At 72.2% G+C, this 5,835-nt stretch carries 8 protein-coding genes and 1 pseudogene; 7 read left to right on the forward strand and 2 right to left on the reverse strand.

Translation table 11 applies throughout. The features are described from left to right. The 6 genes from B0E53_RS32305 to B0E53_RS32325 form a co-directional block, all read left to right on the forward strand. A partial coding sequence (locus tag B0E53_RS32305; RefSeq protein ID WP_348639683.1) for an alpha/beta family hydrolase occupies positions 1–324 on the forward strand: 324 nt, incomplete at its 5' end. Positions 325–600: 276 nt separating this feature from the next. Then, a complete protein-coding gene (locus B0E53_RS32310) occupies positions 601–1,404 on the forward strand; it encodes a sigma-70 family RNA polymerase sigma factor (protein ID WP_107079430.1) in 804 nt (267 codons plus the stop codon). A 2-nt stretch (positions 1,405–1,406) separates the two neighbouring features. Continuing rightward, on the forward strand, positions 1,407–1,694 hold the full coding sequence (gene rsrA / locus B0E53_RS32315) for a mycothiol system anti-sigma-R factor (RefSeq protein ID WP_107079431.1): 288 nt from the start codon (positions 1,407–1,409) through the stop codon (positions 1,692–1,694). Positions 1,695–1,811: 117 nt separating this feature from the next. Next, on the forward strand, positions 1,812–1,964 hold the full coding sequence (locus tag B0E53_RS38090) for a hypothetical protein (protein ID WP_168215463.1): 153 nt from the start codon (positions 1,812–1,814) through the stop codon (positions 1,962–1,964). A 133-nt stretch (positions 1,965–2,097) separates the two neighbouring features. After that, positions 2,098–2,313, forward strand: coding sequence for a biotin/lipoyl-binding carrier protein (locus B0E53_RS32320; protein ID WP_089012714.1), 216 nt, complete (start codon positions 2,098–2,100; stop codon positions 2,311–2,313). Then, positions 2,310–2,822, forward strand: a complete 513-nt coding sequence (locus B0E53_RS32325; protein ID WP_107079432.1) for a GNAT family N-acetyltransferase — start codon at positions 2,310–2,312, stop codon at positions 2,820–2,822. The genes B0E53_RS32320 and B0E53_RS32325 overlap by 4 nt, the downstream gene beginning before the upstream one ends. A gap of 29 nt (positions 2,823–2,851) precedes the next feature. Here the strand turns inward: B0E53_RS32325 and B0E53_RS32330 are convergent, their stop codons facing one another. Beyond that, the gene (locus B0E53_RS32330; protein ID WP_107079434.1) at positions 2,852–3,421 is read right to left on the reverse strand and encodes a TetR/AcrR family transcriptional regulator; all 570 of its coding nucleotides are present in this window, start codon (positions 3,419–3,421) and stop codon (positions 2,852–2,854) included. A 113-nt stretch (positions 3,422–3,534) separates the two neighbouring features. Between B0E53_RS32330 and B0E53_RS32335 the strand changes: the two genes are divergently transcribed. Beyond that, positions 3,535–5,127: an MDR family MFS transporter gene (locus tag B0E53_RS32335; RefSeq protein WP_107079433.1), complete on the forward strand. Its 1,593-nt coding sequence runs from the start codon at positions 3,535–3,537 to the stop codon at positions 5,125–5,127. 87 nt (positions 5,128–5,214) lie between these two features. Here B0E53_RS32335 and B0E53_RS32340 read toward each other — a convergent pair. Beyond that, positions 5,215–5,835, reverse strand: a pseudogene (locus B0E53_RS32340) (tetratricopeptide repeat protein); the annotation flags it as partial.

The following is a 5,835-nucleotide window of genomic DNA, read 5'->3' on the forward strand; positions in this document are numbered from 1 at the left end:
CGCTGGCTGGTCGGCGGCCGGTCCAGCGGCGCCCGGGTCGCCTGCCGCACCGCGCACACCGTCGGCGCGGCCGGGATCGTCGCGCTGGCGTTCCCGCTGCACCCGCCCGGGCGCCCGGAACGGTCGCGGGCCGAGGAACTGCGTACCGGCCTGCCCACGCTGGTGGTCAACGGCGACCGGGACCCGTTCGGGGTGCCCGAGCCCGGCCCCGGCGTCGAGGTGGTGACCCGCCCGGGGGAGCGGCACGACCTTCGCGGCGACCCGGCGGCCACGGCCGCCGTCGTCCGCGACTGGCTGCGTGGCCAGGGTTGGCTGCCCACCTGACCGTGTCTCCCGGCCCGCGACGGTCCAGCGCCGGGCGGGGCGACACGCGGCGGCGGCGCCGGGGCGGCGTGACCGTCCGTGGCGGCGGGTCGTTGCTACGGGTGGTGTCGGGCGTCCGGTTCGGGCGTCCGGGGCCACCCTCCCAGGCCCTTCCTGGTCCCAGCGTCGGTTGCGGCCGAGGCCGGGACCAGGAACGGGTGGGGCGGTGACGGAATGTCCCGCCCCACGGCGCGCGTTACTACCTCCGGAGACATTTCCAGCCGAGGGGGGTGACCGGTGCCGACCGAGACACGGAGCCGGGAGCGGGACGAACGGGACGCGCGGCAGCTCAGGCAGCTGCTCGACGCGCCGGAGTGGCCCGCGGGGGCGACGGCCGTGAGCACCGGCACAGAGTCCGGAAGTGAATCTGCCGACAGGTGGGTACGCGTATCCTCGGCGGGAAAGCATCCGACGCGAGGGGACGTGTTGACGACCGAGAAGACGGACGAGCGCAGGGCCCGCTTCGAGCGGGACGCGATGCCCTTCGTCGATCAGCTCTACGCTGCCGGGCTGCGGATGACCCGCAACCCGGCGGATGCCGAGGACCTGGTCCAGGAGACGTACCTGAAGGCGTACGCCGCCTTCCACCAGTTCGAGCAGGGCACCAACCTGAAGGCCTGGTTGTACCGGATCCTGACGAACACCTACATCAACTCCTACCGGAAGCGGCAGCGCCAGCCGGTGCAGGCACCCACGGACGAGATCACCGACTGGCAGCTCGCCGAGGCGGAGTCGCACACGTCCAGCGGACTGCGCTCGGCGGAGACCGAGGCGCTGGACCGGCTGCCGGACAGCGACGTCAAGGAGGCCCTCCAGCAGTTGCCGGAGGAGTTCCGCCTGGCCGTCTACCTGACCGATGTCGAGGGCTTCTCCTACAAGGAGGTCGCCGACATCATGGGCACGCCGATCGGCACGGTCATGTCCCGGCTGCACCGGGGCCGTCGTAATCTGCGCAAGCTGCTCGAGCAGTACGCGGCGGAGCGGGGTTTCAGCGCCGCGCCGTCGAAGGGTTCGACCGCCGCTGCCGGCCGGGAGGTGTGACCGTGAGCTGTGGAGAGCCGCACGAGACGGACTGCCGCGAGGTGCTGGCGGAGGTCTACCTCTTCCTGGACCTGGAGTGCGGCGAGGAGCGCCGCCTCCTGATCCGGCACCACCTGGACGAGTGCGGGCCCTGCCTGCGCGAGTACGGCATCGAGCAGGAGGTGAAGGCGCTGGTCGCCCGCTGCTGCGGCAACGAGACCGCGCCGGAGCAGCTGCGCGAGCGGCTGCGGGTCCGCCTGACCGAGCTGGTGGTCTTCGAGACCACCGAGTCCCGCGAGCTGGCCGACTGACGGCAGCGGGAACGAGCTGAACACACCGGTGGCCCGGGTCCGTCTGGACCCGGGCCACCGGTGTGTCCGGCCCCGGGGGCCGGCGTCTCGCTGATCCGGAATCAGGAGTTGGGGCGCTTGCCGTGGTTGGCGCCGCTCTTCTTCCGGGCCTTCTTCTTCCGGGCCTTCTTCGCCATGCTCTGCCTCCTTGTGCTGGTCACGGTCCGGCCGCGGGCGAGCGCGGCGGAGGTCGCGTACCGGTTCCCGGGCGCCGGGAACCGACGGCGCTGATGCTAGTGCCGACGGCGGTGCCCGGGGACCGGCGGGGGCGGAACCGGCGTGCCGGGCGCGCTGTGCCGGACGTGAGCGGAGTCATGATTGGATACCGTTCGCAGGAATGCCGGTGGAGAGGGAGGGCCCGAAGATGGCCGAGGAGATCCGCGCCGAGATGGTGGCGAACGTCTGGAAGGTCGTCGCGTCGGCCGGGGACACCGTGTCCGAGGGCGACACGCTGGTGATCCTGGAGTCGATGAAGATGGAGATCCCGGTGATCGCCGAGTCCGACGGTGTGGTGCAGCAGATCGCGGTCAACGAGGGCGACGTCGTGCAGGACGGTGACCTGATCGCGGTGATCGGTTGAGCGGGCTGCTGGTCCGCCGCGCCGAGCCGGCGGACTTCCCGACGGTGGCCCGCCTGACGGTCGCCGCGTACGAGGCCGACGGGCAGCTCAAGGGCGAGACCGGCTACGCCCCGGTGCTCGCCGACGTGGCCACCCGTGCGGAGACCGGCGAGGTGCTGGTCGCCGCCGACGAGGTCACCGGGGAGGTGGTGGGCGCCGTGACGTTCGTGCTGCCCGGCACCCCGTACGCCGAACTCGCCGGCCCGGGCGAGGCCGAGTTCCGGATGCTCGCCGTCGACCCCGCCGCGCAGGGCCGGGGCGCCGGGGCGGCCCTGGTTGGGGCCTGCGTGGCCCGTGCCACCGAGCTGGGCTGCTCGGCCGTGGTGATCTGCGTACGCAGCGGGCTGGCCCCCGTGGCGCGGCGGCTCTACGCGCGGCTGGGCTTCGTGCGGGCGCCGGAGAAGGACTGGACCCCGCTGCCCGGCGTCGAGCTGCTGGGCCTGCGCCTGGACCTGACGCCACCCGCCTGACCCCGCCGGCGGCCGGCGGCCGGCCCGGGTCAGGATTCGTCGGCGATCCTCGCGAGCAGTTCGTCCGCCACCTCGAGGGCGATCTTCCGGCGCTCGTCGTCGGTGATGCCCGGAGTGCGGACCGCGAACCAGCTGCTGTGCACGGCGAACAGGGTCAGCGTGGCGCGCAGCTGGGCGGCCGGGGAGTCGTCCCCCCGGCACAGCTCGTGGGCCAGCCGCATCATCCGGTCGCGCATCTGCTGCCCGGCGGTGAGGCTCTTGAGCACCGTCTGGTTCTGCTCGAAGAACCGCATCACCGACGGCAGCTCACCGGCGAATATCGCGTCCGCGTACCGTCCGATCAGCTCGCGCCGGGTCGCCAGCGTGGCCGGCTGCGTGGCGGCCCACTCGATCAGCTCGTCCATCCGGCGCAGCCGGTCGTCGACGAAGCTGCTGACGATCTCGTCCTTGCTCTTGAAGTGGTAGTAGAGGGCGGCCTTGGTCACGTTGAGCCGCTCGGCGATCTCCCGGAGCGAGGTCTTCTCGTACCCCTGCTCGGTGAAGAGCTCCAGCGCGACGGCCTGGATGCGTTGCCGCGTGCCGCCTGTGCTCTCCCTCACCCGTACCACCCAATTCGCTTGACGGTTTCTACTGCCCAACTTACCGTCCGGCTAGTAAGGTAGCTAGCCGGACGGCAAGTAAGTTGGTCACAGATCTTCGGGGGAGCTTACCCATGAGTCAACCAGCCCAGGTGACGGCGAGACCCAACGTCCGGGTCGTGCTGTTCGGCCTGATGATCGCGATGATGCTCGCGATGCTCGACAACATGATCGTCAGCACCGCGCTGCCGCGGATCGTCTTCGAGTTCGGCGGGGCCGACCACTTCACCTGGGTGGTCACCGCGTACGTGCTGGGCACCACCGTCTCCACCCCGATCTGGGGCAAGCTCGGTGACCTCTACGGTCGCAAGGCGGTCTTCCTGACCGCGGTGGTCGTCTTCCTGGTCGGGTCCGCGCTCTGCGGCATGTCCGGCTCCAGCGTGTTCGGCGGGGTCGACACCGGGATGATCGAGCTGATCGCGTTCCGGGCGGTCCAGGGCCTCGGCGCCGGCGGCCTGATGGTCGGCGTCATGGCGATCATCGGTGACCTGGTGCCGCCCCGCGAGCGGGGTCGCTACCAGGGCATGATCGCCGGCATCATGGCCATCGCCATGGTGGCCGGCCCGCTGGTCGGCGGCTTCATCACCGACCACCTCTCCTGGCGCTGGGCGTTCTACGTCAATCTGCCGCTGGGCGGCGTGGCCCTGCTGGTCCTCGCCACCACCATGCACCTGCCGAAGTACCGCACCGAGCACAAGATCGACTGGCTGGGCGCCGCGCTGCTCTCCGTCGGCATCACCGCGATCGTGCTGGTCACCACGTGGGGCGGCAACCAGTACGACTGGGTCTCCCCGCAGATCCTCGGCCTCGCCGCGCTCGCCCTGGTCACCCTGGTGGCCTTCGGTCTCGTCGAGCGGCGCGCCCCCGAGCCGATCCTGCCGCTGGGCCTGTTCGGCAACCGGAACTTCGCCCTCATCTCGGTGATCGGCTTCCTGCTCGGCTTCGCCATGTTCGGCGCGATGAACTTCCTGCCGCTCTACCAGCAGACCGTGCAGGGCGCCTCGGCCACCAACAGCGGCCTGCTGCTGCTCCCGCTGATGTTCGGCATGCTGGTGGTCTCGCTGGTGGTCGGCCGGGCCATCACGAAGACCGGGCGCTACCGGGCCTTCCCGATCGCCGGCGGCGTGGTCATGACCGCCGGCATGGGCCTGCTGACCCAGCTCGACCTGGGCACCAGCAAGGCCGTCTCCTCGCTCTACATGGTGGTGCTCGGCGTCGGCATGGGCTTCCTCATGCAGACCTCGATGCTGATCGCGCAGAACAGCGTGGAGCAGAAGGACCTGGGCGCGGCGAGCGGCGCGGCCACCTTCTTCCGGTCGATCGGCGGCTCGTTCGGCGTCTCGCTCTTCGGCGCGATCTTCGCCAACCGGCTCGCCGACTCCGCCGCCGGTCCGGCCTTCGCGGGCGGGGGCGGTGGCGAGGGTGGCGCCATGAACCTGGACAAGCTCAAGGAGCTCTCCGGCCCGGTGCGGGAGGTCGTGCTCGGCGCGCTCTCCGACGCCATCTCGAACGTCTTCTTCTGGGCGGTCTTCTTCACCGTGGCGGTCCCGGTGCTCGCCTGGTTCATCAAGGAGGTCCCGCTGCGGTCGTCGAACGACGCCCCGCCGGCGGACGCCACCCCGGAGGACCAGGCCGAGGCCGCCCTCGGCAAGGCCCCCGTCGCCTGACCCACCCGTCGCGGCCACGCCGACCCGTCATCGGGTACGGCGTGGCCGCGCCGCTTTTCCGGACGACCCCGGACGGAGGGCGGCCGCTCAGGGGTTGCCGCGGACGAATGCGGTGAGGCGGCGCCAGAGGCGGTGCAGGGCGCCGGGCGAGGCGGCCGGGGCCGGGGCGGTGATCAGGGTGTCGGCCAGTTCGCGGGTGGGCGGGTCGAGGTCCGGGGTGGCCAGCGCCAGGTGGGCCAGCGAGACGGCGATCGGCACCCGGCGCTCGCGGGCCACGGCTGCCACGTCGGCGAGCCGCTCGGAAACCGCCCGCGCCACGTCCGGGCGCACGGCGGGGTCCACCCACGCGGCGGTGACCAGGGCGAACAGCGCCGCCTCGGTGATCCAGTCCTCCACGCCCCAGACCAGTTCCAGCAGCACCCGGCGCCGGGTGGACTCCGCCCACGGCTCGTCGGTGCGGTGGTGCAGCAGGCCGAGGCAGGCCCAGGCCTGCACGCAGCGCACCCACAGCGACGGGTCCTGGCCGGCGAGCACCCGCCCCAGCGCGGTGGCCGGCGCGGCCGGCGGGTGCACCAGCAGGGCGAGCAGGTCGGACAGGTCCAGCGTGGCCAGGGCCACCGCGGCGTCGTACGCGGCCGGCGGGTGCGGCCAGGCCGGGTGGGCGAGCTGCCGGACCCGCTCCGCCGCCTCGGCCGAGGGGGTGGGCAG

Source organism: Micromonospora sp. MH33, from assembly GCF_003013775.1.
GTDB lineage: Bacteria > Actinomycetota > Actinomycetes > Mycobacteriales > Micromonosporaceae > Micromonospora > Micromonospora fulviviridis.

Coding starts and splice junctions, on each gene's coding strand:
- B0E53_RS32320 (WP_089012714.1), top strand. CDS start 2,098: ATGGCCGAGGAGATCCGCGCCGAGATGGTGGCGAACGTCTGGAAGGTC.
- B0E53_RS32335 (WP_107079433.1), top strand. CDS start 3,535: ATGAGTCAACCAGCCCAGGTGACGGCGAGACCCAACGTCCGGGTCGTG.